General features: G+C 72.1%; 22 protein-coding genes. 13 read left to right on the forward strand and 9 right to left on the reverse strand.

From position 1 onward, the window contains the following. From ACWCXC_RS36300 to ACWCXC_RS36310, 3 genes are all read left to right on the forward strand, one after another. Positions 1-1418 (forward strand): acyl-CoA carboxylase subunit beta (locus ACWCXC_RS36300; protein ID WP_450891707.1); only part of this gene is annotated, 1418 nt, incomplete at its 5' end. A 9-nt stretch (positions 1419-1427) separates the two neighbouring features. Continuing rightward, positions 1428-1676 (forward strand): acyl-CoA carboxylase subunit epsilon, encoded by a 249-nt coding sequence (locus tag ACWCXC_RS36305; RefSeq protein WP_383641320.1) that lies wholly within the window; start codon positions 1428-1430, stop codon positions 1674-1676. A 79-nt stretch (positions 1677-1755) separates the two neighbouring features. Further along, the gene (locus ACWCXC_RS36310) at positions 1756-2340 is read left to right on the forward strand and encodes an NADPH-dependent FMN reductase (RefSeq protein WP_450683790.1); all 585 of its coding nucleotides are present in this window, start codon (positions 1756-1758) and stop codon (positions 2338-2340) included. 62 nt (positions 2341-2402) lie between these two features. On the opposite strand, the gene ACWCXC_RS36315 is transcribed toward ACWCXC_RS36310, so the two are convergent. Beyond that, positions 2403-2834 carry a MarR family winged helix-turn-helix transcriptional regulator gene (locus ACWCXC_RS36315; RefSeq protein WP_450683789.1) on the reverse strand — a complete coding sequence of 144 codons (432 nt, stop codon included), beginning with the start codon at positions 2832-2834 and terminating at the stop codon, positions 2403-2405. Positions 2835-2991: 157 nt separating this feature from the next. Between ACWCXC_RS36315 and ACWCXC_RS36320 the strand changes: the two genes are divergently transcribed. The 8 genes from ACWCXC_RS36320 to ACWCXC_RS36355 all read left to right on the forward strand — a co-directional run bounded on the left by ACWCXC_RS36320 (position 2992) and on the right by ACWCXC_RS36355 (position 11691). Further along, positions 2992-4497, forward strand: a complete 1506-nt coding sequence (locus tag ACWCXC_RS36320; protein ID WP_450891708.1) for an MFS transporter — start codon at positions 2992-2994, stop codon at positions 4495-4497. Between the two features lie 156 nt (positions 4498-4653). Further along, the gene (locus tag ACWCXC_RS36325; RefSeq protein ID WP_450891709.1) at positions 4654-5577 is read left to right on the forward strand and encodes an alpha/beta hydrolase; all 924 of its coding nucleotides are present in this window, start codon (positions 4654-4656) and stop codon (positions 5575-5577) included. Between the two features lie 322 nt (positions 5578-5899). Beyond that, the gene (locus tag ACWCXC_RS36330) at positions 5900-6340 is read left to right on the forward strand and encodes a winged helix-turn-helix domain-containing protein (protein ID WP_450683786.1); all 441 of its coding nucleotides are present in this window, start codon (positions 5900-5902) and stop codon (positions 6338-6340) included. A 169-nt stretch (positions 6341-6509) separates the two neighbouring features. After that, positions 6510-7283, forward strand: coding sequence for a thiamine biosynthesis protein ThiG (locus ACWCXC_RS36335; protein WP_450683785.1), 774 nt, complete (start codon positions 6510-6512; stop codon positions 7281-7283). Between the two features lie 100 nt (positions 7284-7383). After that, complete coding sequence (locus ACWCXC_RS36340; protein WP_450891710.1) at positions 7384-8667, forward strand: MFS transporter; 1284 nt, start codon at positions 7384-7386, stop codon at positions 8665-8667. Continuing rightward, positions 8664-10055, forward strand: coding sequence for a trehalose-6-phosphate synthase (locus ACWCXC_RS36345; RefSeq protein WP_450891711.1), 1392 nt, complete (start codon positions 8664-8666; stop codon positions 10053-10055). The genes ACWCXC_RS36340 and ACWCXC_RS36345 overlap by 4 nt, the downstream gene beginning before the upstream one ends. 130 nt (positions 10056-10185) lie before the next feature. Then, positions 10186-10659, forward strand: a complete 474-nt coding sequence (locus tag ACWCXC_RS36350; protein WP_450683782.1) for a hypothetical protein — start codon at positions 10186-10188, stop codon at positions 10657-10659. Positions 10660-10953: 294 nt separating this feature from the next. Next, on the forward strand, positions 10954-11691 hold the full coding sequence (locus ACWCXC_RS36355) for a dienelactone hydrolase family protein (RefSeq protein WP_450891712.1): 738 nt from the start codon (positions 10954-10956) through the stop codon (positions 11689-11691). A gap of 67 nt (positions 11692-11758) precedes the next feature. Here the strand turns inward: ACWCXC_RS36355 and ACWCXC_RS36360 are convergent, their stop codons facing one another. Next, positions 11759-13360 carry an MFS transporter gene (locus tag ACWCXC_RS36360; protein WP_450891713.1) on the reverse strand — a complete coding sequence of 534 codons (1602 nt, stop codon included), beginning with the start codon at positions 13358-13360 and terminating at the stop codon, positions 11759-11761. A 438-nt stretch (positions 13361-13798) separates the two neighbouring features. Here ACWCXC_RS36360 and ACWCXC_RS36365 point away from each other — a divergent pair, with 438 nt between their 5' ends. Beyond that, entirely contained in the window at positions 13799-14578 is a 780-nt protein-coding gene (locus tag ACWCXC_RS36365) for a dienelactone hydrolase family protein (RefSeq protein WP_450891714.1), read from the forward strand. Between the two features lie 150 nt (positions 14579-14728). Here ACWCXC_RS36365 and ACWCXC_RS36370 read toward each other — a convergent pair whose 3' ends face one another. The 6 genes from ACWCXC_RS36370 to ACWCXC_RS36395 form a co-directional block, all read right to left on the reverse strand. Then, positions 14729-15655 carry a ParB/RepB/Spo0J family partition protein gene (locus ACWCXC_RS36370; RefSeq protein ID WP_450891715.1) on the reverse strand — a complete coding sequence of 309 codons (927 nt, stop codon included), beginning with the start codon at positions 15653-15655 and terminating at the stop codon, positions 14729-14731. After that, positions 15652-16890 carry a ParA family protein gene (locus ACWCXC_RS36375; protein WP_450891716.1) on the reverse strand — a complete coding sequence of 413 codons (1239 nt, stop codon included), beginning with the start codon at positions 16888-16890 and terminating at the stop codon, positions 15652-15654. Before ACWCXC_RS36375 ends, ACWCXC_RS36370 begins: the two co-directional genes overlap by 4 nt. 176 nt (positions 16891-17066) lie before the next feature. Further along, positions 17067-17450 (reverse strand): DUF6009 family protein, encoded by a 384-nt coding sequence (locus tag ACWCXC_RS36380; protein WP_385110537.1) that lies wholly within the window; start codon positions 17448-17450, stop codon positions 17067-17069. 123 nt (positions 17451-17573) lie between these two features. Continuing rightward, positions 17574-19112 carry a DNA primase family protein gene (locus ACWCXC_RS36385; RefSeq protein WP_450683776.1) on the reverse strand — a complete coding sequence of 513 codons (1539 nt, stop codon included), beginning with the start codon at positions 19110-19112 and terminating at the stop codon, positions 17574-17576. Next, on the reverse strand, positions 19109-20131 hold the full coding sequence (locus ACWCXC_RS36390) for a bifunctional DNA primase/polymerase (protein ID WP_450891719.1): 1023 nt from the start codon (positions 20129-20131) through the stop codon (positions 19109-19111). Before ACWCXC_RS36390 ends, ACWCXC_RS36385 begins: the two co-directional genes overlap by 4 nt. A 693-nt stretch (positions 20132-20824) precedes the next feature. Then, on the reverse strand, positions 20825-22132 hold the full coding sequence (locus ACWCXC_RS36395) for an MFS transporter (protein WP_450891717.1): 1308 nt from the start codon (positions 22130-22132) through the stop codon (positions 20825-20827). A gap of 102 nt (positions 22133-22234) precedes the next feature. Here ACWCXC_RS36395 and ACWCXC_RS36400 point away from each other — a divergent pair, with 102 nt between their 5' ends. Then, positions 22235-23317, forward strand: coding sequence for a DUF5937 family protein (locus tag ACWCXC_RS36400; protein ID WP_450683774.1), 1083 nt, complete (start codon positions 22235-22237; stop codon positions 23315-23317). Positions 23318-23377: 60 nt separating this feature from the next. On the opposite strand, the gene ACWCXC_RS36405 is transcribed toward ACWCXC_RS36400, so the two are convergent. Continuing rightward, the coding region (locus tag ACWCXC_RS36405; protein WP_450891718.1) for an MFS transporter at positions 23378-24095 on the reverse strand (718 nt) is incomplete at its 5' end.

Here is a 24095-nt window from a genome sequence, read left to right on the forward strand (position 1 = left end):
TGGACGAGGGTTCGTTCCAGGAGGTCGAGCAGTTGCGGCGGCACCGGGCGACGGGTTTCGGTCTGGAGGCGAAGAAGCCGTACACGGACGGTGTGGTCACCGGCTGGGGCACGGTGGAGGGGCGGACGGTGTTCGTCTACGCCCACGACTTCCGGATCTTCGGCGGGGCGCTGGGTGAGGCGCACGCGACGAAGATCCACAAGATCATGGACATGGCCATCTCGGCCGGTGCGCCGCTGGTCTCCCTGAACGACGGCGCGGGTGCCCGTATCCAGGAGGGCGTGTCCGCGCTCGCCGGCTACGGCGGGATCTTCCAGCGCAACACGAAGGCGTCGGGGGTGATCCCGCAGATCAGTGTGATGCTCGGCCCGTGCGCGGGCGGCGCGGCCTACAGCCCGGCGCTCACCGACTTCGTGTTCATGGTCCGTGACACCTCGCAGATGTTCATCACCGGCCCCGACGTCGTCAAGGCCGTCACCGGCGAGGAGATCACCCAGAACGGGCTCGGCGGCGCGGACGTGCACGCCGAGACCTCGGGCGTCGCGCACTTCGCGTACGACGACGAGGAGACCTGCATCGCCGAGGTCCGCTACCTCCTCTCCCTCCTCCCCCAGAACAACCGCGAGCTGCCCCCGGCCGCCCCGGCCGACGACCCGCACGACCGGCGGAGCGAGGCCCTGCTCGATCTCGTCCCCGACGATCCCGGCCGGGTCTACGACATGCGTGCGGTCATCGAGGAGATCGTCGACCACGGGGAGTTCTTCGAGGTCCACTCCGGCTGGGCGGGCAACAGCCTCTGCGTCCTGGCCCGGCTGGGCGGCGAGGTCGTCGGCATCGTCGCCAACCAGCCCCAGTCCCTGGCCGGCGTCCTGGACATCGAGGCGTCCGAGAAGGCCGCCCGCTTCGTCCAGTTCTGCGACGCCTTCAACATCCCGATCGTCACGCTGATCGACGTACCCGGCTTCCTCCCGGGCATCGACCAGGAGCACAACGGGATCATCCGGCACGGCGCCAAGCTGCTCTACGCGTACTGCAACGCCACCGTTCCTCGCGTTTCGGTCGTGATTCGCAAGGCATACGGTGGGGCCTACATCGTGATGGACTCAAGATCCATCGGAGCCGACCTGGCCTTCGCCTGGCCGGGCAACGAGATCGCGGTGATGGGCGCGGAGGGCGCGGCCAACGTCATCTTCCGCCGCGAGATCGCCGCCGCCGACGACCCCGAAGCGGTGCGGCAGCAGAAGATCCAGGAGTACCGCGCCCAGCTCATGCACCCTTACTACGCCGCCGAGCGCGGTCTCGTCGACGACGTCATCGACCCCCGCGAGACCCGCGGAATCCTCATCGGCTCCCTCGCCATGCTGCGCGAGAAGCACGCCGACCTTCCCTCCCGCAAGCACGGCAACCCCCCTCTGTGACGGAGAATCATGTCCGACATCCGGGTAATCCGCGGTTACGCTACGTCCGAGGAACTCGCTGCTCTCGTCGTGGTGTTGATGGCTCGGTCCGCCGCGTCCCAGCCCCTTCGCCCGTCCCGCCGCCGCTCACCCAACTGGCACCGTCTGGAACGCGCGCTCCGCCACAGCGGCGCCCGCGGCTGGGGCCGTGAACACGGCACGGGCCGCACCCCCGCGGCGAGTTCCCCGGGCCGGATGGGATCACCGGGCCGGTCCTGACGTCAGCCGAGGTCCGACCTTCGGACCCGGACGGAGAGGCCCCGGCCGGCTCCGCCCGGACAGGTACTAGAGGAGATGTATGTCCGCCACACCCCTGCGCCTCGCCGTGATCAACAGCAGCGTGCGGGACGGCCGGTTCGGCCCGACCGTCGCCAACTGGTTCGTCTCGCAGACCGGGCAGCGCGCCGACGTGGAGGTCGATCTGATCGATCTCACCGAGCACGCGCTGCCGCACGCGCTGTCGCACGCCCCCAGTGACGCGGTGGCCGAGGAGCTGGCCCGGGTGTCGCCGCGCCTGGCGTCCGCCGAGGCCTTCGTCGTGGTGACGCCGGAGTACAACCACAGCTACCCGGCCTCGCTCAAGAACCTCATCGACTGGCACTCCACCCAGTGGCAGGCCAAGCCGGTCGGCTTCGTCTCCTACGGCGGTCTGGCCGGCGGCCTGCGGTCCGTGGAGCACCTGCGCCCGGTCTTCGCCGAGCTGCACGCCGTGACCGTGCGCGACTGCGTCAGCTTCCACAACGTGTGGGGGCAGTTCGACGAGTCGGGGGCCCTCACCGACCCGACCGCTGCGGCCACCGCCGCCAAGGCCCTGCTGGACCAGCTGGTGTGGTGGGGCGTCTCGCTGCGCGAGGCCCGCGCGCAGCGCCCGTACGGCGCGTAACGCCCCTCGTCCGCGGGTGGCCGGCCGGACCGGCGACCCGCGGGCGCACACCTGCCCCGGCCCTACTCCTCGCCCTGCGCGAGCCGCGTCAGCACCTTGTGGAACTGCTCGCGCTCGGCGGGGGAGAAGGCCGCGAACATGGTCTCGTTGGCCTTCTCGACGGCCCGGTCCATCTCGTCGAACAGCGCGCGTCCGTCCTCGGTGATGCTGACCAGGTTGCGACGGCGGTTGGCGGGGTCGGTCCGCCGGGTGACGGCTCCCCGGCCCTCCAGATCGCCCAGTATCGCGACCAGGTTCCCCGCGTCCAGGCCGAGCGCGCGCCCCAGATCGGCCTGGGTGCACTCGCCGAGCTCGGCCAGGCCCGCCATCACGCGGTAGTGCTGCATCCGCAGCCCGGTGGTGTCGAGGTGGTCGCAGAGCAGCCGCTGGGCGCGCAGCGCGGCCCCCGAGAGCAGCCAGACATCCAGTTCGGCAAGGCGTCCGTACAGGGTCATGCCCAGAAGTCTACGCGACAGTGTTGTGCCGACCAACGGTTCATGCTTATTGTTATGTCGAACAACATTGGTCGGCACAACATATGGGTCGGCCGCCCTCGCACGTCGGACCTGCCCGAGACCCGGCGTCCTGCCGTCACAGAAGTGGGAACCCGTCATGGCTCAAGAGCACCTCACCGCGTCCGGTACGCCGGACGCCGCCGCCCCGGACCCCCGGCGCTGGCAGGCCCTGGTCTACATCGCCCTCGCCCAGCTGATGGTCTCCGTGGACAGCACCATCGTGAACATCGCCCTGCCCTCCGCGCAGCACGCGCTCGGCATCTCCGACAGCAACCGGCAGTGGGTCGTCACCGCCTACATGCTCGCCTTCGGCGGACTGCTCCTGCTGGGCGGCCGGATCAGCGACACCATCGGCCGCAAGCGCGCCTTCCTCATCGGGGTCATCGGCTTCGGAGCGGCCTCCGCCCTCGGCGGACTGGCGGCCGACGCCGGGATGCTGCTGACCGCGCGGGCCCTCCAGGGCGCGTTCGGCGCCCTGCTGGCCCCGGCTGGCCTGTCCCTGCTCGCGGTCACCTTCGCCGAACCCAAGGAACGCGCCAAGGCGTTCGGGGTGTTCAGCGCGATCGCCGGCAGCGGCTCCGCCGTCGGCCTGATCCTCGGCGGTGTCCTGACCGAGTACCTGAACTGGCGCTGGTCCCTCTTCGTCAACATCGCCTTCGCCGCCGTGGTGGTGGCCGGATCCGTCGCCGTCGTCCGGGACGAGGGCACCCGCCCGGCCCGCGAGAAGCTCGACATCGCCGGAACCCTGCTGTCCGTCGCCGGAATCGTGGCCCTGGTCTACGGATTCACGCTCGCCGACAGCGAGGGCTGGACCGCGACCCCCACCCTGGCCCTGTTCGTGGCGTGCGCCGTCCTGCTGACCCTGTTCGTCGTGGTCGAGAAGCGGAGCAGCGCCCCGCTCCTGCCCCTGCGGATCGTGACCGAACGCAACCGGGCCGGGGTCTTCGCCTCGCAGGCACTCGCCGTCATCACCATGTTCGGCCTGCTGCTCTTCCTGACGTACTACTTCCAGGAGATCCGGGGCTACAGCCCCCTGGTGTCCGGGGTGGCGTTCCTCCCGATGGTGGCGGGCATGCTGATCGGCGCGGGCCAGATCGCGAGCCGGCTGATGCCGAGGACCGCGCCGCGCTGGATCATGGGCCCCGGCTTCGTCGTCGCCGCCCTCGGCATGCTCCTGCTGACCCAGCTGGACGTGAACTCCTCGTACCTCCTGGTCGTCCTGCCCGGTCAGCTGCTGTTCGGCATCGGTCTCGGGCTCGCCTTCACCCCGGCGATGAGCCTGGCCACGCACGGGGTGGCCGAACACGAGACGGGCGTCGCCTCCGCGATGATCAACGCCTCGCAGCAGTTGGGCGGCTCCATCGGCACGGCCCTGCTCAACACCATCGCGGCCTCCACCACGGCCGCCTGGCTGGTCTCGCACAGCGACGGGGCCGACGCCGTGAACCGGGCGGCCGTGCACGGCTACGCCACCGCCGTGTGGTGGACCGTCGGCATCCTGCTCCTGGCCGGGGCGCTGATCATGCTCACCAACAACCTGCCCCGGCCGAACCAGGACGAGCAGGCGGAGCAGGACCAGGACCTCGCCGCCGTCCCCGTCTGACCCGTTCCGACCCGTTCCCTGCCGGGCCCGCCGAGCGGCCCGCGTTCCCAGACCCTCTCCCTCCCGCGGTCCCCCGGCCGCGGACCGGTGACCCCCGGCGCCCGACGGCGCCGGGGGTCATCGTCGTTTCCGGCCCGACACCGCACAGGAGACCCCGTGGACCACGACCGACAGGCGGCCCGCTCCGGCGCGGCCGCGCCGCCCCCCACCGCCGCCCCGGTGCGCGCGGTCACCCTGGACGCCGGGGGCATCCCCCTGTCCGGACTGCTCGCCGAGCCCGCGTGCGCGCCGCGCGCGCTGCTGGTGGCCCTGCACGGCGGCGGCATGCGGGCCGGGTACTTCGACGGACGCGCCGACCCGGACACCTCGCTGCTCGCCCTCGCCGCCGCCCGGGGCTACGCGGCGCTCGCCCTGGACCGCCCCGGCTACGGCGCCTCCGCCGCCCGGCTGCCGTCCGGCGCGGACCTGGCCGCCCAGGCGGACCTGATGCACACGGCCCTCGACGCGCATCTGACGGACCGGCCGTACGGCGCGGGCGTCCTCCTCGTCGGGCACTCCCTGGGCGGCGGCGTCGCCCTGCTCACCGCCGCACGGTGGACGGGCGGGAACCTGCTGGGGGTGGACGTCTCCGGCATCGGCGGCCAATGGGCCCCGGGCGCCCGGGAACTGGCCGGCTCCGGCGCACGGATCTCCCACCATATGCACTGGGGACCCCTGGCCCTCTACCCGCCGGGCACCTTCCGCGCCGCCGACCCCCTCATCACCCCCGTCCCCGCCGACGAGGCCCGCGCGATACCGGACTGGCCCCGGGCATACGAGCAGCTGGCACCCCGGGTCCGCGTCCCGGTGCGCTTCACCTTCGCCGAGCACGAGCGGTGGTGGCGCTGCGACACGACCGCCGTACGCGCCCTGCTGGGCCGGCTGGAATCCGCGCCCGCCCGCAGCGAACGACTTCCGGACGCCGGCCACAACATCAGCCTCGGACGGACGGCCCGGGACTACCATGTGCGCGTCCTCGCCTTCCTGGAGGAGTGCCTGACGCTCCGGCAGGCCGTCGCGGTCCACCCCGCACGCCCCTGACCGGCCCGGACCCCCAGGCCGTCGGCGTACCGGAATTCCCCCCTCCGAGATCCACTGGAAAACCGCTCCACATCGCCTCGAGAAAAACCCCGCATTCGGCGGAACCGTACTCGTCCCACGCTTTCGAATCAGCCATGTCATTCATGCGCACGATACGCTCGCGCCGCTCCGGAGTACTTCTGGAGACGGCCGCGAACGAAGTCCTCCCATGAGTCCCACATGACGGAATACGAGACCGGGGGTGCGATTCCTCGTGCGACAGGATCAAGCCGACGTCAAACTGCTGCGCTGGCCGGCGGAATCGGCCAAAAGACGCCAATGCATGGAGGAAGGCGTCCTGCGCCTCCTCATCGTGGAGGGCGGCGGACCCGCGCCGATCTGCTCCGACGCCCGTGAGGACTGGGCACGGGCGCCCATCAGCAACGCCGACCTGCGGGCCCGCGTCACCGCGCTGCGCGCCAAGTCGTACCCGTACACCGTGCCGACCGTGGACCCGAGCGGCGCGCTCAAGTACCGCGACCGGGTCGTACCCGTCTCACCGGTGGAAACAGCGCTCCTGGACAGCCTGACCGGCTCCTTCCAGGCGCTCGTGTGCCGCGAGGAACTGCTGGGCCGCCTCGGCGAACGCCAGGCGTGCATCAGCCGCAACGCCCTGGACCTGCACATCATGCGCATCCGCCGGCGCATCGAACCGCTGGGCCTGGTCCTGCAGACCGCCTGGGGCCGCGGCTACATCCTCGCACCGGCCGCCCAGGCCTCCTGAGGACGGGGAGCGGCCGGCCGTTCCACCGGACGCGACGCCGCTCCACCGGAATCGAAAGAGTGCGGACAGGAAAGGCTGACACTCCCGCTCAGTCCGATGTCAAATGTTGCGGCACCATGAAGAACTGCTGCTCGCGGCATTCCGCCATCCACTCTGATGGGAATCCTTCATGACCATTCAGCGCCCGGCCTCCATCGACCACCGCGGGGAACCCTGGCTGCGGATCGGAACCCGCGAGTTCCGCTCCCGGCTCATCGTCGGAATCGAGCAGTACGACTCCGTATCCGTGGTGCGCGACGTGCTCACCGTCACCGACGCGGACATCTTCATCACCACCGTGGACCCGGACAACCGCCGCAGCAGCCTCCTGCTGTCCGACCTCGACGCGGTCCTCGACCTCGACCGCTTCACCTGGATCGGCACCACCTCGTTCGCCCGCTCCAAGGAAGGCGCCCTGCGCACCGCCGACGTCCTGCGCGACTCCTGGGGCATCGACATCCTGAAGCTGGACGTGCGCGGCGAGGACAACATGCCCGACAACCACCAGACGATCGAGGCGGCCCACGAGCTCCGCGAGAAGGACTGGGCGCTGCTCCCGTTCATCCTCCCCGACCTCGACACCGCCATGGCCCTCCAGGACGCGGGCTGTTCGGCGCTGCGCGTCATGGCGGCGCCGGTCGCCTCCGGGCGCGGCATCGTCGACCCGCAGCCCATCCAGGAGATCATCGACGCCCTGAGCATCCCCGTGATCGTCGAGGGCGGACTCGGCACCGCCCACCACGTCGCCCAGGCCATGGGCATGGGCGCGGCGGCCACCCTCGTCAACACCGCGCTCGTCCAGGCCAAGGACCCCATGAAAATGGCCCTGGCCATGCGGCACGCCACCATGGCCGGCCGCTGCTCCTACGAGTCGGGGCCGATGCCCGAGGCCATCGCGGCCTGACACCGGACCCGGCGGCCCCGGCCCGGGGCACAGCCGCGCAGGAGAGGATGTCGTACCCCTGAACCGCCACGAGGGTTTCAGCCCCACCCGCGTCCCACCGGTGGGCCGTGAGGCCGACCCGGACCGGCCGCCGCACACGGCCGGACCGGACGGCCCGTGGCGGGGGGTACCGGCGTTCGTCGCCGGCACCACCGCCCTGGCCGGTCTCGGCCTCGCCGCCGGCGGAACGGCCGGCGTCCTGCTCGCCACGGAACTGGCGGGCACGGCCTCGGTGGCCGGACTGCCGGTCGCCCTGCACCTGACCGGCTCCGCCGCCGGCGCGCTCCTGGTATCGCACCAGGCCGCCCGGGGACACCGGGGCCGCGGCCTGGCCCTCGGCATGGTCCTGGGAGCCTTCGGCGCCCTGGTCGTCGTCCTCGCCGCCCGCGAAGGCAGCCTCGCCTGGATGCTGGCCGGCAGCGTCCTGCTCGGCACGGCCAACTCCTCCCTCTTCCTCCTCCGTTACACCGCAGCCCAGGCCGTCCCCGAAGGAAGCCGGGGCCGGGCGCTGGGCGCGGTCTTCCTCGCCACCGCGCTCGGAGCGGTGATCAGCCCACTGCTCCTCGGCCCCAGCGGTGCCGTCGCCCGGAGCATGGGACTGCCGACCCTGTGCGGCCTGTACCTGGTCGCCGTGGCCGCGTTCGGCGGCTCCGCGCTCCTGCTGGCGGCCGGCTGCTCACCGCGTACGCCGGTCCTGGGGCGGGCCGCCGGAGTGCTCGTCTCCGGTGTACGCCCCGTGCGCGGCGGCGTCCGGCTCGGCACCGCACTGCGCGAACCGGCGGCGGTGGCGGCCCTGAGCGCCCTGGCCGGGGCCAACTTCATCATGGTCGGCATCATGACCATCACCCCCGTGCACCTCAGCGGGCACGGCGCGGGCACCGGCACGGTCGGCACCCTCGTGGCGCTCCACGTCATCGGGATGTTCGCCCCGGCGCCCCTCGTCGGCCGGCTGGCCGACCGGCACGGAGCGGTGCCGGTCGTCCTCACCGGCGCCGTGATCTCCCTGGTCGCCTGCGTCCTGGGCGGCTTCAGCACCGGCCCCACCGCGATGACGACCACCCACCTCGTCCTGGCGGGCCTCGGCTGGAACTTCGGCGTGGTCGGCGCCAGCACCCTGCTGACCCAGGCCGTCCCCGGCCGGCTCCGCCCCCACGTCGAGGGAATCGGCGAGGCCACGATGGGCACCGCGGCCGTGGTCGTCGCCCCGCTCGTGGCCGCCCTCCCCGGATTCTGGGGATACCAGCTCCTGGGACTCTGTGCCGTGGCCCTCACGGCACTCGCCCTCGCCCGGCTCCGACGCCCCGCCACCGGCCCGCTCCCCACCACCCCAAGGATGCCGACATGAAGCTTCTGACCTGCAGCAACAGCTGTCCTCAGTGGACGGACGGGCGGCTCAACCCGCGTTCGGCCGGCGGCCTCGTGCCCATGCTGAACGCCCTGCTAGACGCCCACGGCGGCGACTGGATCTTCACCGCGCCCCCGGGCGGCGACCTGCCCGCGTCGGTGGCCCTCGACGGCGGCGTCACCCTGCACCCCATGGCCCTGGCCGAGGACCTGCGCCGCCACCACTACGACACCATCTCCATCCAGCTGCTGCTGGGGCTCCTCCACTACATGCACGACACCTCGGTCGAGCCCGTCTTCGACAGCGCCCTCGACGAGGCGTGGTCGGGCTATGTGACGGTCAACCGGATGTACGCGGAACGGCTCACCGCCGTGTCCGCCGACACCGCGGACGAGATGATCCTCATCAACGACCCGCACCTCATGCTCGTCCCGGAGTTCTTCACCGCGGGCCGGACGGACCGGCGCAGCCGGCTCGCCTACTTCCTCGGGACGCCGTGGTGCGAACCCGACTACTTCACCGTCCTGCCCCAGCCCGTCCGCACCCGGATCCTGGAGTCGCTGCTCGCCTGCGACACCGTCGGCTTCCACGCCCGGCGCTGGACGGACGCGTTCGCCGCCTGCTGCGCCCGGTTCCTGCCCGGTGCCGTCGTCGAGGGCGACACCGTCGTCCACCGGGGCCACCGCACCCGGCTGGTGTCCTCGCCGTTCCCGCTCGACCACCACGTCCTGGACACGATGGTGGACGAACCCGCCACGGCCGCGTGGACGGAGCGGCTGACCGCGATGGCGGACGGGCGGCGCGTGATGGTGCGGGCCGACCGGATCGACCTCTGGAAGAACATGCCGCGCGGGTTCGCCGCCTTCGAGGCCGCCCTGGAACGCTCCCCGGAACTCGCCGAGACCACCTGGTTCCTCGCCGTGGGAACCACCCCCAGCCGCGCCTCCGCCCGCCACCTCGCCTACCAGCGGGCGACCGAGGAGGCGATCCGGCGCGTCAACGACCGCTTCGGCACCCCGGACCGCCCGGTCGCCACCCTCCTCAAGCCCGGCAAGGGCCGCGACTCGCGCAACTGCGTCATCGCCGCACTCCTCATGAGCCGGGCCGCCATGGTCAACTCCACCTACGACGGCCTCAACCTCTTCGCCAAGGAGGCCGCCTGGCTCCTCGACGACTCGGCTTCCCTGCTGCTGTCCGCCAACGCCGGCGTCCACGACCAACTGGCCCCCTTCGCCCGCACCCTGGACCCCTTCGACCTCGACCAGACCGCCCGCGCCATCGAGGCCGCCCTCCGCCCGGACGCCGAGGGCACCCCGTCCGAGAAGCGCCGCGCCGTGCTCCGCGCGGAGACGGCCGAGGACTGGCTGGCCGCGGTCTTCCCGAACTGACCGGCCGACCCGGTCCCTCCCCTGCCGTTCGCCGACATCGGCCCTCGTTGGCGCATGCCCCGCGCCGACGAGGGCCGATGGCCGATAGATTCGGGCCGTCAAGGGCGAACGCCGCTCGGAAGGGGTGACCGTGGAGGACTCTCAGCTCGCCTTCCGCTTGGAGCGGGGCGTGACCGGGGCCCGCGACCACAACGACCCGCCCCTCCCGAGCACCGATCCCCGAACGTGCCGTGCCGCGTGGTACGCCGCCGCGCGGGCTGCGGGCGGGCACGTCGAGGACTTCACGGAGCGGGAATACCCGCAGAACTTCCACAGCGCCACGCTCAGCGGCCGGGACGGCACGCACACCGCCCTGTTCCACGCCCACTACCCGCTGATCGCCTTCGTCGGAGACCGGCGCTACTGGTACACCGACGAGTTCCGGGACCCGCCCGCCTGGGCCACCGCCCTCACGCATACCGGCTTCGTCGTGCTGAACGCGGCCCAGCTCCTCTCGCCGCTGACGGAGTCGGACACCTCCGCCCTGACCGCGACGGAGTGGCGCCAGATCACGCACTGGCGACCCGCGACCCTGGGCGCGACGCTCTTCAACTCCTGGGACTGACGACCGGGTTCGCTCCGCCACGTCGTCGTCCTTCGACGCCCCGGACCGGTCCCCTCCGGGGAGCGCACCCCTGGACTGCACCCTGGTCGACGGAACGTCCCCGCGCGCCCCGTGGTCTCCCCTCCCGGAAACGACGTCTCGGCCGCTCCGACCCTGCTCGGGCGCCTGCCCGGCAGCGGCCGACACCGCCGCGGATTCGCTCAGGGCCGGGGCGTCCGGGCGGACACCCGCTCCGTTCCGCCGGCGGCGGAACACCGGCCGGACCGGGCTCGTCGGTCGCTACCGTCCGGGGTCATGGCGACGATGACGACGCGTACGGTCGCGTACCCGGCCGACGGGCTGACCATGATCGGACACCTCGCGCTCCCGGCAGGTGCCGGCCTCCGGCCCGCGGTGCTGCTCGGACCGGAGGGCATGGGGCTCAGTGACGTGGAGCGTCGCAGGGCCGACGCGCTTGCCGAACTGGGCTATGTGGCACTGGCCTTCGACCTCCACGGCGGGCGCTATCTGAGCGATCCCGACGAGATGCTGGCCCGTTGCCTGCCGCTGCTCGCTGATCCGGACCGGATGCGGGACATCGGTGGAGCGGCGCTCGACGTGGTGCGGGCCGAACCACGGACCGACCCCGACCGGATCGCCGCTGTCGGTTACGGCACCGGGGGCGCTGTCGCCTTGGAACTCGGGCGCGGCGGCGCCGGCCTGCGGGCGATCGGGACGGTCAACGCCCTGACCACGGGCCGCCCGGGAGAGGCCGCGCGCATCCGCTGCCCGGTGTGGGCCGGGGTCGGGTCGGAGGACCCGATCATGCCGCCCGCGCAACGGGAGGCGTTCACCGCCGAGATGCGGGCCGCGGGTGTCGACTGGCGGCTCACGGTCTACGGCGGCGCCCTGCACGCTTTCCACCATCCGACGGTCGCCCACCCCACCGTCCCCGGCGTCGGCTACCACGCACGGCACGCGCGGCGCGCCTGGCACGACGTCGTCGGCCTGCTCGCCGAGTGCCTGCCCGTGCCGGAGGCCCCCGGGTCATGACCCGGGGGCCTCCGGCAGACCGGCAGCGGGCGCGATCGATGTCTCCGGCCCCTGTCCGGGCCGGAACTCACACGGAACTGGCTTCACGCTCCGGCCACGCCACCGGCCCCCGCTTCCCCTTCTCGCCATCACCGTCGGTGTCGGTGTCGGTGTCGGTGTCGGCGGTCTCGGTGGGCAGTGCCATCAGCAGGACGGCCGCTCCGAGCAGGGCGATGCCGGCGATCCAGGCGGCGCCGACGTGCATGGCGTGGACGAAGGCGTGGTCGGCGGCCTGGGCGAGGGCGGGGCGATGGACGGCGGCGGCGACGTGGCGGGCCTGTTCGGCGGAGACGAGGGCCTGTTCCCGTACCGGGCCGGGTACGCCCGCCAGGGAGGGCTCGATGGCCTGCCGGTAGGCGAGGGACATGAGGGTGCCGCCCACCGCGATGCCGATCACGCTGCCGGTCTGCCGCACGGTGTTGGTGACGGCCGAGCCCGCACCGGCCTGTTCCAGCGGCAGGTTGCCGACCAGCGCGGCCGTGACGGGGCCGATCACGATGCCGACCGCGAACCCCTGGACCAGGAGCAGGACCTCGATCGCCACGAGGGGCGTCTGAAGCCCCAGGAACGCGTAACCGCCCATGCTCAGCGCGGCAGCGGTCATGGCCGGAACCACGACGGGGCGCAGGGAGAAGCGGCGCACCAGACGCGTGGCGAGGGGCGCTCCCAGGAGCGCACCGGCCGCGGTCGGGGCATTGGCCAGTCCCGCCTTCATCGGTGAGAAGCCCAGCGCCCCCTGGAGGTAGAAGGCGTTGTAGAAGGTGATGGCGGCCACGGCGAAGAGCAGCAGCCCGAGCGCCGCGTTCCCGCCCCCGAACACGCGCCGCGCGAGCAGCCGCGGATCGAAGCCGGGCGCCCTGACCCGCAGTTCGACGACCACGAACGCGGCCAGCAGCACGAGGCCGGCGACGACCGGCACCCAGACGTCGGTACGGGTCCACGCGGACACCTGCCCGGCCCGGATCAGCCCGTAGGCCAGGGCCACCAGTCCGGCGGCCGACAGCAGCATTCCCGCCGGATCCAGCGGCTGCCGAGCCGGGCTGCGGAAATTCGGCACCAGCACGACGAGCCCGACCAGCGCCACGACCGCGACCGGAACGTTGATCAGAAAGACCGAGCCCCACCAGAAACGATCGAGCAGGAATCCGGCGAGCACCGGACCGACCGCCATGCCGACCCCCGCCGACGTGGAGAAGATCCCGATCGCCGCCGCGCGCGCCGGTCCGCTGAACGTCCACATGAGCAGGGCCATGGTGGCCGGCGTGATCAGCGCACTGCCCACGCCCATCACCGCCCGCGCCGCGATCAACTGCCCCGCGTCGGCCGCGTACGCCGCCCACCACGAGGACCCGGCGAACACCAGCAACCCGGCGGCGAACACCGTCCGGTGCCCGAACCGGTCGCCCAGGGCGCCCGCGGTGAACATCAGCGTCGCGAACGCCAGCGTGTACGCACCGGTCGCCCACTGGAGCTGGCCGGGGTCCGCCCCCAGCCCCCGGCCCGGGTCGGCGAGCGTCTCCAGCGTCGTACTCAGAACCGTGTTGTCCAGCCAGATCAGCAACGAGCACAGCATCAGCACGGCGAGGATCAGCCGCTGCCGGGACGTGGGCAGGGTCGGAGACTCTGTCATGAATACCTTCGCATTCCGATCGACGAAAAGTGAACGGCTGGACCATAAACAAATTCCGGTGACGCCGTCAAGGATTTAATTTTTCGTCAGAAACGTTGCGGGCGAACGGAATTCATGCCCCGGGTGATATTTGCATTCCGCTTATTCCTGTGCCCTCCGAACTATTCGCGTTCCAGAGGTATTCATGCCTCACGGACATGTACGACCGAGCGGACGAAACCGGACCGGGGCCCGGACGGGCGGACCGGCCGGGGTGCGGGCTGCCCGTTTGGCGGGCAGGGGGCGTGCCCTGCTAGATTCCCGGAGGCCGTGCGAGACGACGAGGAGGTGGTACCCGTGAACACAGCATTGACATGGGTGCTCCCCTCCGGGGTCACGGTCGGGCGATAGACAGGTCGTCCGGGAGCGCCGTCCAGTGCACTCCCGAAAGGCACGACCATGCGTTTCACTTCCGAGAACCGTCTCGACGACGGTGTCCTCGAACGGGAATTCATCCTCGGTGACATCCCCGGCTTCCTCTGGACGCCCGAAACCGCGTCCGCTTACGCCCCGGTTCCCCTGATCCTGCTGGGTCACCCGACGCTCGGCCTCGGCCGGATGTATCCCCGGCTGCTCGGCCGGGCCCTGCACTCCGCAGAGCAGGGCTTCGCCACGGCCACCATCGAACTCCCCGGCTGCGGCGTCCGGCCCAGTTGGCCCGCGCTCGACCGGGCCCGTGCCGACCTGCGCCGGGCCATGCGGGCCGGCGAGCCGGTCAGCGACGAGATGATCGACGCGCTCGTCCTCCCCCTGGTCGACCAGGCGGTCCCGGAGTGGCGGTCCGCGCTGGACGCCTGTCTGGCGCAGCCCGAGATCGGCGGTCCGGTCGGCTACTCGGGCGGTGTGATCTCCCTCGGCATCCGGCTGGCGGTGGCCGAGTCGCGCATCGCCGCCGCCGGCCTGTTCGCGGGGAGCCTGGTGCCCCGCGTCATGTTCGACGAGGCCCGGCGGGTCACCATTCCGCTGCACGTCCTCCTCCAGTGGGACGACGAGGGCAACGACCGGCAGGCGTCCCTGGACCTGTTCGACGCCTTCGGCTCCGAGGAGAAGTCCCTGAACGCCAACATGGGCGGCCACACCGGCGTTCCGCAGCACGCCGGGGACGCGGCGGCCCAGTTCTTCGCCCGGCATCTGAAGCCGGGCGGCCCGTCCGCCACCCCTGGGACGGACGGCCGCTAGCACCGATGGGCGGTGGGCAGCCGGTCCGCGGCTGCCCACCGCCCATCAGCTTCCGGCCACCCGTCCCAGGGGTCCGGCAGTGGCCGCGCGGTGCATGGCGCGGCGGCCGTATTACGCCGTAATACGCAGCGCGCGATGACGCGGTCATGCTCAGCGCGCGAGCGAGGCCCCGGAGGCCGGACCCTCCGCCTGCTCGGCCCTCATCCGCTTCGACTCCTCGATCTTGTAGTCGACGAGCAGTTCGGTGAGCTTGCGCCGGGCCGGTACGTCGAGCTGGGCGATGATCAGCGCGGTCAGGACGTGCGGATCGGTCGAGGGCAGCGGGGCGGGCGCGGCGGTCGGACGCGATGGCCCGGCGGGGGCGGCCTTCTTGGCGCGGGCGGCCTTCAGACGCTGGAGATGGGCCTCCTGCTCCTCGGGCTTCTTCTTGCCGACCAGGCGCAGATTGGCCGCCGACTCCTCGCCCGACTGGAGCTTCTCCTTGAGGGCGGGCGTCAGGGTCAGCAGCGCGAGGCGCTGGGAGACCCACCCCTGCGAGCGGTGCAGCCGGGCCGCCAGGGCCTCCTGGGTGCCGTGGATGCTCAGCAGCTGTTCGAGGGCCCTGGCCTCGTCGAGGTGGTTGAGCTCCTGGCGGTGGATGTTGGCGACGAGCGCGGACTCCAGGATCTCGTCGGGGTTGCCGCCCAGGCTGTCGTCGAGCATCACCTTGATCCGGGTGAGACCGACGTCGCGGGCCGCGGCGAGACGGGAGTTGCCGTCGATGACGACGTAGCGGGTGCCGGGCTCCAGATCGCCCTCGCGTCCGGGGTTGCCTTCGAGATAGGCGAACCGGCCCATGATGCTGATGGCGGTCTTCTGCCCGTGGTCGCGCAGGCTGTTGCCGAGGTCGGTGAGGTCGCCGAGGTCGGAGCGGGGGTTGTCGGGGTTCAGGCTGATGACGTCGAGGGGCAGGTCGACCGGGGGCGGCGCACCCTCCGTCGGTGCGGCGGTGACCTCGTTGATGGCGGCGCGGCGGGCGCTGATGGACCGGGTCTGGCCGAAGGAGGCCCCGGCGCCGAGTCGGGATGCCTTGCTCATGAGATCTCCCGGGCGAGGGCGCGCAGGCCGACGGCCTGATCGCAGCGGGGCGAGTAGGCGAGCAGGGGCTGCTTCACGCGTACGGCCTCCTTCTGTTCCTTGAGGTCTCCGATGACCCCGACGACCCGGGGGTCCTTGATGTCCATCCACGAGCTGAGGGAGGAGGTGGCGATGTAGCCGCGGCGGGCGTCGTAGTGGTTGACGACGATGCCGAGGTAGTCGAGTTCGAGGTGCATGTCGGTGCGGAGGTCCTCGATCTGCGAGGTGAGGAGCCCGTAGGCGTCGGCCGAGCTGTCCTCGGCCTGGACGACGACGAGGATGCCGGAGTTGCCCGGCGCCTCGCCCTGGCGCCGGCGGCCGTAGTACGCGGCGGCGTCCATGCTGAGCCCGAGGCTGGGCGGGCAGTCGATGATGACGGCGTCGTAGTCGCCCTCGATCGCGGACAGCGCCCGCTCCAGGGCGGCTTCGCGTGCCCGGACCCCCGAAAGCTTCACATCGAGGAGGAAGGCGTCGGTGCAGGCGGGCAGCAGATGGAGACGGTCACCGAACCGGGGGTCCTCGATCCGTACGACGAGGTCGGCGAGGCGGCCCATCGCCTCACCGGCCATGTGCTTGGTGAGGCTGTCGCCCTCCAGGGGCAGCGGCTGGTGGCCGAGCTGCTTGGTGAGGTGGCTCTGCGGGTCGAAGTCGACGAGGAGGACCCGCATGCCGAGTCCGGGCAGGTCCTCGTGGTCGAGGGGCGAGGGCTCGTCGTCCCCGGAGAGCGCGGCCGCGAAGTGCTTGGAGATGCGGACCGGGTGCAGCGCGTCGGCGTCCTCCGCGAGCGCCTCGCCGGTCCCGGCGGCGATGGCGGTCTTGCCGACACCGCCCTTCTGGTTGCAGGTGATGATGCGCTTGGGGTGCTCGGGACGTACGGCGGTGGGCGCCGGGTTGGTCTCCAGCCACATGACGACGGACTGGGCGAGCCCCTGGATGAGCGACACCCCGCGCGCGGCGCAGTCGGCGCGGAACCCGTCCCACTGCCCGTCAGGGAGGAACGTGGCGAAGGACTTGGCCCCGGCGGTGTCGATGGGGGACAGGTTCGAACCGAGCCGCCGCCAGGCTTTGATGCCCGCCTCGACGGCGTGCTGGATGTCGGTGTCGTACTGGGCGGCCCGGACCTTCAGATCCTGCTGGAGCACCGGGGGCAGCTTGGAGACGACCTTCTCACGGTCGCCGGGGGAGGACGGAGTCATAGAAGTCACCTTACTAACTCCCCAGGCATATCAAGCCATCGAGGCGTTAGTTGTGACAGTCCTCAATCAGCCAGAGCCGCGCGGGGGCGGGCCGGGTGACGGAACGAGGGAACGGCTGAGGGCGGGCTATTACGCCGTAATAGCCCGCCCTCAGCCGTTCCGCTCCCCGGTGCGCCTCAGTTGGCGGCGTCCGCCGTCGCGGCCAGACCCCGCTGGGAGCGGGGCGTCTTGTCCCCGACCCGCTTGGGCTCGATGGTGCTCGGGTCGACGGCCTCGCCGGGCGCGCCCTCGTGGTACGGGCCGTCGGGGTCGGCGTCCCGGTCGTGCGGGAGCAGGAAGAAGACCCGGCGCAGATGGAGGCCGCTGTCCGGGTCGGCCTCGGTGTGCGCTTCGAGCTCGGTGTAGCCGACCATGCGTCCGTCGCGCTCGTAGCGGGGCTTGCCACGACGGCGGGTCGTCTTGTCGAGGGCCTGGCGTACGTAGTCGAGGTTGTCGGGGTTCTCCAGCCAGACCACGGCACTCTCGTGGTGGAGGTCGCTCTCGTTCAGCAGCGAGCTCATGGCTGCAGCCCCTTTGTCGTTCGGCCGGCCGGGAGAGGGCCGGGGTGGGTGTGAGCACGTTCCCGGGTGGGGGCACCGTGTCCATGGTATGCCGGGCCGGCGGATGCCCGCCGGGCGCGTGCGTCATCCATGGCCGGTCCTGGAGTCGTCGTCCGCGAGGAGCCCGAGGCCGGGGTAGTACTTCTTGCCGCTGGACTTCATCATGTCGGCGGGCGAGGCGAGGGACAGCTCCTGGCGGACCCGGGTCGCGAACGCACGGGCCGTCGCGGGCCGGATGCCCTCACCGGCACTGCACCAGCCGCAGTACGCCGCGTACAGCAGGCCCTGCTCCACCCGCAGGTCCGGGGCGGCCGTGGTGCAGCACTCCGCGAGGAACCGGCCGATGTGGTCCTCGGTCGTGGCGTAGGCGGCCGTGGCCGTGCGGACGGTGGCGGGTCCGTCGAGCGGGTCGCGGGTGGCCAGATAGAGCTGGGCGCCCTCGATGAGCCACTGCAGGATGCCGGACCCCTCGCTCTGCACCAGCTCCTTGGCCAGGTTGTCGATCTTGCGCGCGGCGGGGACGACGCGCTCGAAGGGGATGAGCCGGATCCGGCGCCAGAAGGCATGGCCCCCGGTGCCGACCTCGGGACGGTGGTTGCCCAGCAGCCACAGCTTGTGCGTGGGGTTGAAGCTGAAGAAGTCCTGCCGCATCCGCCGGGCCATGATCCGGTCGCCGCCGGTCAGCAGTTTCACCCGCGACTCGTCGAACTTGTCGTTCGGCTTCAGCTCCGAGCAGACGACGATGCGCCGCCCGTGCAGTTCCGTCAGCTCGGTGGAGTGCTCGGAGAACTTGCCCTTCTCCATGAGGAAGCCGGGCGGCGCGGCCTGCGCGTAGTCACCGAGGATCTGCGTCATCACGTCCAGCAGGACGGACTTGCCGTTGGCCCCGGTCCCGTACAGGAAGGGCAGCACCTGGGCGCCCACGTCCCCGGTGACGGAGTAGCCGAGCAGCAGGTGCAGGAAGTGGATGGTCTCCTCGCCCTTGGCGTCGTCGCCGAAGGTGTCGTGGAGGAAGCGGTGCCAACGCGGGGTGGGCGTCGCCTCGGGGGCCACGCTCGTGGCCCGGGAGTGCATGTCGCCCTCGGGGTCGGGCTTGTGGAGCCGCCCGGTGTGCAGGTCGACGACCCCGGCCGGGGTGCACAGGGCGTACGGGTCGCCGTCCAGGACATCGGGGTCGAGGGCGAGCGCGGGGGACGCCTTGGCCTGGGTGAGCATGGCCTTGATGCCGGGCGTCGACATGGAACGGCGCCGGTGGGCGGCGAGTTCGCGGTCGCTGTACTGCCCGGTGGGGTCGGTGGCGGGCATCTGCTCGGCCAGGTCGCCCGCCGCCCAGACCGCGGCCTTCTCGCCGCCGGTGCGCTTCCAGCGGTACTGGTCCCAGTGGTACCAGCCCAGTCCCTCGACGTGGCGGAACTGGTCGCCGAACATCACCGCGAACAGCTTGGCGTTGCCCCGGTCGGTGAGGAGCGCGGGCAGCCGGCCCGCCACCGGGGCGGGTTCGTTCACCACGGTGACGTTCTGCTGGGCGGGCAGACCCGGCAGGCCGCCCTCCGTTTCGAGGGCGAGCATCTGCTGCGCGGCGGCCGTGGCGTCGAAGCGCGGGCTGCTCTCGGCGCTGCTCATGGGCGTCCTTCGAGAGGGAACGGGCGGGCCGCCCCGGCGGACAGGGCCGAGGCGATGACGGTCAGGCTGTGCCGGCTGCGGTGCGGGCGGGCGGCATCGGCGGCGGCGGCGAGCAGACTCCGCGCCTCGGACTCGGAGAGGTGCCCGGAGGCGACCAGACCTCCCGCGGTGTACGCGGCCCGGTTCAGCTTCTCCGTGAACGCGGTTCCCTCGGCGGCCATCGCGCAGCCCTCGATAGCCGCGAGAAGGGGCTCCAGCAGCCTCTGGGCGCGCTGGGAGCCCCGGGGTGGGGTCTTGGGCCGGGGACGCGGTGCGGGGAGCTGGAGCGGGCCCTGACGGGGCGTATGGCCGGTGCGCCGGAGTTCGGCGGCGAGCCAGCCGGGGAGCGGGGCCGGGAAGCGGGCCGGGCCGACCGGGGTGTAGGTGCCCGCAGGGGTGCGGGTCGCCGGGGTCACGATGTAGCCGCCGGCCGCGCGGACGTCGACCTGCCAGGCGAGGGCGACCTTGGGGCTGGAGCCCACCGATGAGCGGTAACCCGGCCCGCCGGGATCCGTGCGGTACCAGACGTGGAGGCCGCCGGAGGGCGTGCGGACCCGCAGGGTCGACGCGTCGTCCGCGGGGCTCGGCTGTCCGCGCAGCGCCGCGAGGAGGGCCAGGGTGTCGAACCCGGAGGCCAGCCCGGCCAGGTCGACGCCTGCGTGGATGGGGATGCCCGGCAGCAGCCGGTCCCGGTGCGGCACTTCGGCGCTGTGGGCGTCGACGTCCAGGACGACGAGACCGGCCGGTCCGCACGAGACCCCGACGCCCAGCGCGGGATTGACCCCCCACCAGGCCGCCAGCCGCTCCGGGTCGGTGGTCGCCGCGTGGAAGCCGTGGCACCACCGGCCGGCCGGGAGGCACGGGCAGTCCTCCGGCCGGTGCGGTTCCCGGCGGCAGGCCGGGCAGTTGCCCGCGGGCGTCTTGCGCCCGGCGGCCAGCGGGTGGACGGGCCAGCCGTTGCCCGCGCACCAGCGGGCCATGTCGAAGGGACTCGTGGCTCCCGCTGCACGCGGGCCACTGGTCTCGCTTTGACGCGGCACGCTGATCGTCCTTGCCGAGGGCCAACAGGTTGTCCAGTCCCTGGGAGAAAGACCAGGTCACGGCAGTTCGGCTGCCGGGCAGAGGGACTGAAGGGACTGAGTTTTCCAATCGGGTCAGAGCCTACAACAGCAGTCTCCGGGTGGGAGGGAGTGTTCCTCCGCGAGTCCCTTCAGTCCCTTCCGTACCCAAGGGCTACGCGAAGGGCGGCGGCGCGCGCATCACCCTCCAGGGGGATGCGGGCCGGGCGTGTCGGTGAGACGTGCCGAATCCGGCGGACGGAGGGACCAACGGGAGGGACTGAACGGAGATCGGAGGGACTGGACGTTTCGGTCCCTCTTCGGTCCCTTCGGAAAAGCCGCAGGTCAGAGCGGTCTCGGCTCATAACCGAGGGACTGAAGGGACTGAGAGTCCGTAGTTATGAACGGCTCAGAGAAACGAGGGGTAATTACCTCTGTATTGGGGGGATTTGTCATGCGCGCACGCATACACACGCACCCGTAATCGGTGGAACAGGGAAGTTGAGTCCCTTCAGTCCCTTCGGACCCTGCTTCCTGATGAGTGCACGTCTCTGACCTGCGGTTTTATTGGAGGGACTGAAGAGGGACCGAAACGGTGCCTTCGGTCCCCGGTCTTCAGTCCCTCCAGCGGGCGGCCACCCGCCGAAAGCCGGATCGATGAGTTGACGCGCTTACCTGTTCGATGTCGCATGAGATGTTCGGCTTCGGGTGGGGTGCGACGTCCGGCCCCTTCTCCCTGGCCACGGCAGCCGTGGAGAGGAGCGTTCCGGTTGCCAGGGCTCCCCACAGGACCGCCGGACCCCTGGGCGCGAGCGCGGTGATGACGGCCGGTGACACGGCGAGACCGAAGCCCGTGGACAGCTGGAAACGGGCGAGGGCGCGTCCCAGCATCCGCTCGGGGGCGAGAACGGTGACCAGGGCCGTGGCGCTCCCCGCGTACAGGATCTCGCCGAGCGTGCAGACCACGGACACCGCGGCGACGGCGGGTACGGCCCAACCGGAGCCGAGCGTCACGGCCGCGAGGAAGCCCAGGTACGAGACCGTCAGCACCGCGCCGGAGAAGGCCAGCACGGTCCGGCGGGGGAAGCGCCCCAGCAGGACCGTGACCGGTACCTGGAGCGTGACCACGAGCACGGTGTTGGCCACGAACACGGCGGCGGGCCAGGCCGCAGAGGCATGCAACTCGCTCACCAGGACGAGAGGGAGGGCGATCTCGGGCACATTCAGGCAGAAGACGTACATCACGTTGGCGGCGAGCAGGGTGCCCATCCGCGGCGCGGGCGGTTCCCCGTTCGGGGCCGCCGGGGAACCCCCCGCCGGGCGGGCCCGTACGCGGACCGACCGGGCGAGGACGCCCGCGGCGAGGTAGGCCAGCGCGGTGGCGCCCGCCATGGCCCGCAGTGCGGGGGCACCGCCCGCCAGGCAGCCGGTGGCCAGGAGCGCCCCGACGCCCAGGGCCGCGTTGCGCAGGGCCCGGCCGGCCGCGAGCGCGGTGTCGCGTTCCCGGCCGTGGACGAGGGTGGCGACGAGCGCGGCGTGGGCGGCCGGCCACGCCTGGTTGCCGATGCCGAGGAACAGGGCGGCCACCGCGAAGAACCAGACGTGTCCGGAGGGCGCGGCCAGCAGCAGGGCGGAGCCGAGGACCCGGACGAGCATCGAGGCGGCCACCACGGAACTGCGGGCACCGTGGTCCAGCCAGCGGCCGACGAGGGGCATGCAGGCCAGTCCGGCGACGATGCCCCCGGTCATGGCGAGACCGGCGACCGGCGCGGACAGGTGAAGCACGGTGATGCCGTACAGGAGCAGGAAGGGCCGCAGCAGACCGCTCCCGAGGGCGTCCACGGTCAGGGCGACGGCGTAGCGGGGGCCTCCCGAGACGCGGACCAGGGTGCGTGGCCGAAAAAGGGCGGTGGTGGTCGTCATGGAGTCAGACGGTGCGCCTGGGAGAGGGGACCGGCCGTATCGGTTGACGATGTACGTCAACCGACGCGGCGGCCCTAGCCCCGGGGCCGTGATGATGGGGGGATGACGCTGAGGATCGACATCAGCGGTCTGCCGTCCGAGCGCGTGCGGTTCGCCGCTTCCCCGCTGGCGGAACTGACCGCGATGCTCCATGTGCTGGCCGAGCCGGTCCATCATCCGCACTACGCGCGATGGGCGGCGGACACCTGGGCCGGGCTGCGCCCGGAACTGGCCGAGCGGCTGCGGGAGGCGGATTTCCTGTGGCGGTCCTCGCAGGCCGACTTCCTGATCCCCGCGCGGCCCCGGCGCACGCTCGCCGAGGAACTCGACGACGTGGACCGGCTCGACGACGAGACGTATGTGAGGGCCGCCCTCGTCACCACGTGCGGCAGCAACCGGGTCCACTTCGCCGGGTCCTCGCCCCTGACCGACACGGCCGCGCGGGAGAAGGCCCTGGAGGTGGCCCAGGCCCGTGGTGGCCGCCAGGAGGCGTTCGCGGAACGCCTGCTCAGCGATCCGGCGGCGGTCCGGGCCCGGGTGCGGGAAACCCTTGAGGAGTGCGGGGAGGCGTTCTTCGAGGAGGCATGGGCGGGGGTGGCGCAACGGCTCGCGGCCGATCTCCGGCTGAAGAACGACCTGTTGAGGCGGCAGGGTCCGGCCGCCGCCCTGGCCTCGGTCTCCGGGGCGGTCGCCCTGGCACCGGACGGCGACCACATCGTGGTGGACAAGGTCCAGGACAAGGCGACCGCCGCCCGCGGCGCGGCCGTCACGTTCATCCCCAGCGTCTTCGGGCGCCCCCATCTGGTGGCCGTGCACGCACCGGGGTGGCATCCGGTGCTGCAGTACCCGGTGGCGGAGGACCCGGCCGCGCCGGTGTCCTTGGAGACGGTCACCCTGCGGTTGGAGGCGTTGGCCCATCCGGTGCGGCTGAGGCTGCTGCGCACGCTCGCCCGGGGACCGCACACCAACGGTGAACTGGCTCATTTCTGGGAGCTCTCACCGCCGGAGGTCTCGCGCCACCTCGCCGTTCTGCGCCGGGCGGGCCTGCTGACGGCGCAGCGGCGCGGCCGTTACGTGCGCTACTCCCTGAACCTGTCCGACCTGACGGCGCTCGGTACGGACCTGCTGGCGGCGGTGCTGCGCTGAGAGAGGCGCGCGGGCCGGGCTCTCCCGGCGTTCCGGCGCGCGACGACGGGCCGGGCGCTGTCACCCGGCGGGCAGCGGTGCCGGGACCCGGGTGCGCGTAACGGCCCACAGCAGGAGGCCCAGGCTACTGAAGGCGGCGCCCAGGACGCAGACGGCGCCCCAGCCGGCGGCGTCGTAGAGCGCGGTGGAGGCCAGGGCGCCGATGGCGCTGCCGGCGGAGTAGAAGATCATGTATCCGCCGATGAGGCGGCTGCCCGCGTCGGGGTGCACCTGGTAGATGACGGTCTGGTTGGTGACGTGGACGGCCTGTACGGCGAGGTCGAGCAGGACGACTCCGGCGGCCAGGGCCCAGAGCGAGCCCGGGGTGAGGGACAGCGGCAGCCAGGAAGCGGTGAGCAGGGCGAGGGCGGCTCCGGTGGTCCGCGCGGAGTGTCCCCGGTCGTTGAGCCGCCCCGCCACCGAGGCGGCCAGCGCACCGGCCACGCCGATCAGCCCGAGGGCGCCGATGGCCGTGTGGGACAGGGAGTACGGCGGCCGGCTCAGGGGAAGGGCGACGCTGCTCCACAGGGTGCTGAACGCGGCGAAGACGAGCAGGCCGAACAACGCCCGCAGGCGCAGCAGCGGTTCACGGGCGAAGAGGGTGACGGTGGAGCGCAGCAAGGGCCCGTAGCGCAGGGCGGCGGGCCTGGCGGTGGGGGGGGGGGGGGGGGCGCCCCCCCCCCCCCCCCCCCCCCCCCCGCGGGGGGCCCCCCCCCCCCCCGATAAACACAACCCCAGC

The organism is Streptomyces sp. NPDC001515, assembly GCF_053597115.1.

Coding starts and splice junctions, on each gene's coding strand:
- ACWCXC_RS36305 (WP_383641320.1), top strand. CDS start 1,428: ATGTCCGACATCCGGGTAATCCGCGGTTACGCTACGTCCGAGGAACTC.
- ACWCXC_RS36310 (WP_450683790.1), top strand. CDS start 1,756: ATGTCCGCCACACCCCTGCGCCTCGCCGTGATCAACAGCAGCGTGCGG.
- ACWCXC_RS36315 (WP_450683789.1), bottom strand. CDS start 2,834: ATGACCCTGTACGGACGCCTTGCCGAACTGGATGTCTGGCTGCTCTCG.
- ACWCXC_RS36320 (WP_450891708.1), top strand. CDS start 2,992: ATGGCTCAAGAGCACCTCACCGCGTCCGGTACGCCGGACGCCGCCGCC.
- ACWCXC_RS36330 (WP_450683786.1), top strand. CDS start 5,900: ATGGAGGAAGGCGTCCTGCGCCTCCTCATCGTGGAGGGCGGCGGACCC.
- ACWCXC_RS36335 (WP_450683785.1), top strand. CDS start 6,510: ATGACCATTCAGCGCCCGGCCTCCATCGACCACCGCGGGGAACCCTGG.
- ACWCXC_RS36345 (WP_450891711.1), top strand. CDS start 8,664: ATGAAGCTTCTGACCTGCAGCAACAGCTGTCCTCAGTGGACGGACGGG.
- ACWCXC_RS36355 (WP_450891712.1), top strand. CDS start 10,954: ATGGCGACGATGACGACGCGTACGGTCGCGTACCCGGCCGACGGGCTG.
- ACWCXC_RS36360 (WP_450891713.1), bottom strand. CDS start 13,360: ATGACAGAGTCTCCGACCCTGCCCACGTCCCGGCAGCGGCTGATCCTC.
- ACWCXC_RS36365 (WP_450891714.1), top strand. CDS start 13,799: ATGCGTTTCACTTCCGAGAACCGTCTCGACGACGGTGTCCTCGAACGG.
- ACWCXC_RS36370 (WP_450891715.1), bottom strand. CDS start 15,655: ATGAGCAAGGCATCCCGACTCGGCGCCGGGGCCTCCTTCGGCCAGACC.
- ACWCXC_RS36375 (WP_450891716.1), bottom strand. CDS start 16,890: ATGACTCCGTCCTCCCCCGGCGACCGTGAGAAGGTCGTCTCCAAGCTG.
- ACWCXC_RS36380 (WP_385110537.1), bottom strand. CDS start 17,450: ATGAGCTCGCTGCTGAACGAGAGCGACCTCCACCACGAGAGTGCCGTG.
- ACWCXC_RS36385 (WP_450683776.1), bottom strand. CDS start 19,112: ATGAGCAGCGCCGAGAGCAGCCCGCGCTTCGACGCCACGGCCGCCGCG.
- ACWCXC_RS36390 (WP_450891719.1), bottom strand. CDS start 20,131: ATGGCCCGCTGGTGCGCGGGCAACGGCTGGCCCGTCCACCCGCTGGCC.
- ACWCXC_RS36395 (WP_450891717.1), bottom strand. CDS start 22,132: ATGACGACCACCACCGCCCTTTTTCGGCCACGCACCCTGGTCCGCGTC.
- ACWCXC_RS36400 (WP_450683774.1), top strand. CDS start 22,235: ATGACGCTGAGGATCGACATCAGCGGTCTGCCGTCCGAGCGCGTGCGG.